The sequence below is a fragment of the Cupriavidus sp. WS genome (genome assembly GCF_000395345.1).
Classification (GTDB): Bacteria; Pseudomonadota; Gammaproteobacteria; order Burkholderiales; family Burkholderiaceae; genus Cupriavidus; species Cupriavidus basilensis_B.
Genome location: NZ_AQPL01000021.1, coordinates 1 through 2,518, shown reverse-complemented (window position 1 = coordinate 2,518; position 2,518 = coordinate 1). Strand labels below are relative to the sequence as shown.

The 2,518-nt window shown below is 69.9% G+C and carries 3 protein-coding genes; 1 reads left to right on the top strand and 2 read right to left on the bottom strand.

Going from position 1 to position 2,518, the window contains the following annotated elements; genetic code table 11:
• Window positions 1-91: 91 nt before the first annotated feature.
• The gene (locus K206_RS37360; protein WP_155887916.1) at window positions 92-397 is read right to left on the bottom strand and encodes a hypothetical protein; all 306 of its coding nucleotides are present in this window, start codon (window positions 395-397) and stop codon (window positions 92-94) included.
• A 386-nt stretch (window positions 398-783) separates the two neighbouring features.
• A complete protein-coding gene (locus K206_RS0102150; RefSeq protein WP_020200760.1) occupies window positions 784-1,677 on the bottom strand; it encodes a LysR family transcriptional regulator in 894 nt (297 codons plus the stop codon).
• A gap of 143 nt (window positions 1,678-1,820) precedes the next feature.
• Here K206_RS0102150 and K206_RS37355 point away from each other — a divergent pair.
• Window positions 1,821-2,518: FUSC family protein (locus tag K206_RS37355; RefSeq protein WP_043365144.1), on the top strand; the 698-nt coding region annotated here is incomplete at its 3' end.

Below are 2,518 nucleotides of genomic sequence, written 5' to 3'. Positions count from 1 at the left end.
CGCGGCGCGCCGTGCGCAAGGCGTCATGCGCCGATGCGTGGCATCGGGCCGGCCGCGCGCGGCGGCCGGGCAGCTTCGCGCGTGAGCGGGCTCAGCTCTTGGAGCCGTCCGCGCCGGCCTGCGGCGCGGCCGTGCTACGGGCGGGCGCGGCCTGCTGGCCGATGGTGTCCCGCGCCGGCACGGCAGCCACTTCGTGCTTGTAGACCACGCCGCGCGGCGTCACCGACGCCTGGGTGGTGGTGGCGGTGGTGGCCACGGGCTGGCTGACGGCGGCATGCTGCTGGGCGCGCTTGGCCTCGCGGGCCTTCTCGATGACGGCGAAATCCGGGCCGGCGAGGGCCGACAGCGAGCAGGAGAGTGCCATCAGGCCGGCACCGGCGAGAGCGATCTTTTTCATGATGTGTTTGTCCGGGGTAGTCGAGCCGCTGCGCGGCGCGCCGCATGCGGTGGAGGGGGCGGGCGGGCTCGTAAAAGTCAGGGGGCGACGGGTCTGCCGCCCCCTGCGGCTAGTGAATCATCAGCCGGGAAAGAAGCGGCCGCGCGCGAGCAGGGAGGGAGGTGCGCGGTCACTGGGTTCTGCATGATGGTTCGTCTTCACGGACGAGCACGGCGGCACCGGATGGTTCCGGGCCTGCATGCCGCGCCCGATGGAAAGCAGTGTAGGCCCGGGTCGGTAATTCCAGAAGCGATTTAAAACTATGAGATGAAGTCGTTTTTTTCATGGATGCCGGCGGACGGGCGCGCGATCCGGCTGGCCACAGGACGTGGCGCGGATGCCGCCGCTCAGGCGCCCAGCACTTCCTCGCACACCGCGAACCACGCGCGCGCCGCGTGGGACAGGTAGCGCCCCGGCGACCAGATGTGCGCCAGCGTCCAGTCCATCGCCGGCTCGGACAGGCGCGCCACGGCGAGCTTGTCGTCGAGCTGGAGCCGCGCCAGCAGCGGCTGCGGCAGGAAGGTGGTGCCCAGGCCCGCGGCCGCCATCGAGGCGAGGAAGTCCCAGTGCCCGCTCTGCGCCACGATGCGCGGCTCGAAGCGGGCCTCCATGAAGGCCACGCGCAGCTTGCGCGTGAGCGAGAATTCGTCGGTCAGCAGCAGCAGCGGCTCGTCGCGCAGCGCCGCGAGGCTGACGGTCTTGTTCTTGGCCCAGCTGGCCTTGCGCGGCCCCGCCACCCAGACCGGGTACTTGGCGAACTCGCGCGTGGCCAGCGCCAGCCCGCTGTCGCCGGGCAGCACGGTCGCGCCCACTTCCAGCTCGCCGCTGGCCACCTGCTGCTCCACCATGTGGCCGCCGTGCTCGGCCATGCTCAGCTCCAGGTTGGGGTAGCGCTGGCGGAAGGCGCTCACGGCGGGCGTGAAGAACAGGTTGGCCATCGGCGGTATGCCCACCGTGAGCTGCCCGCGCCCCAGCGACGACAGGTCGGCCACTTCCAGCGTGAGCCGGTGCACCACGCCGAGCGCCTCCTGTCCGCGCTCGTAGACCACGCGCCCCACGTCGGTCAGCCGCACCTGCTTGCCCTCGCGGATCAGCAGTGGCTGGCCGACTTCGTCCTCCAGCTGGCGCACCATCTTGCTGATGGTGGACTGGGTGACGTACAGAGAGGTCGCGGCCTGGGTAAAGCTCTGCAGGCGCACGGTCTCGACGTAGTAGCGCAGGGCACGGATATCGATGGGCACGGGGGGCGTCCTGTTACCGGAGGGTGGGGGCTGGGGTTCGCATGAAAAAAGCGAATATGAAGGGTAATTTTAAATCATGTTCGGAATGACCGCCAGTTGGCTACACTTGCATCCCACTGCAGTTACTACAGGTTTGCGTCCCCATGGCATGGCCGAGCGCACGGCAATGGCTCTTTTCGCTCAAAGCGTTTGCCGCTTCGATGCTCGCGCTCTATATCGCGCTGGCGCTGGGTCTGCCCCGCCCTTACTGGGCGATGGCGACCGTCTATTTCGTCTCCCACCCGCTGACCGGGGCCACGCGCTCGAAGGCCGCGTACCGGGTGGCGGGCACGCTGCTTGGCGCCACCGGCGCGGTGGCGACCGTGCCGCCGCTGGTCAACGAGCCGGTGCTGCTGATGGCGGCCATCGCGCTGTGGACCGGCGCCTTGCTCTATTTCTCGCTGCTGCAGCGCACGCCGCGCAGCTATGTGTTCCTGCTGGCCGCCTACACGCTGCCGATCGTGGCGCTGCCCGCGGTCAGCGAGCCGGCCCAGGTCTTTCCCATCGCGGTGGCGCGCATCGAGGAGATCGTGGTCGGCATCGTGTGCGCCGGGATGGTCGGCTCGATCGTGTTCCCGGCCAAGGTGGCGCCCGCGCTGCGCGCGCGCTCGGCCACCTGGCTGGCCGACGCGGCGCTGTGGGCCTCGGACATGCTCTCGCCCGAGCCCGACGCCAACGTCGCGCGCCATGACAGCCGGCACCGGCTGGCCGCCGACATCCTCGCGCTCGACCAGCTGATCGCGCAGCTTTCCTACGACACCGAAAGCACCGACACCCTGCGCCATGCGCGCGCGCTGCGCGA

Coding starts and splice junctions, on each gene's coding strand:
- K206_RS37360 (WP_155887916.1), bottom strand. CDS start 397: ATGAAAAAGATCGCTCTCGCCGGTGCCGGCCTGATGGCACTCTCCTGC.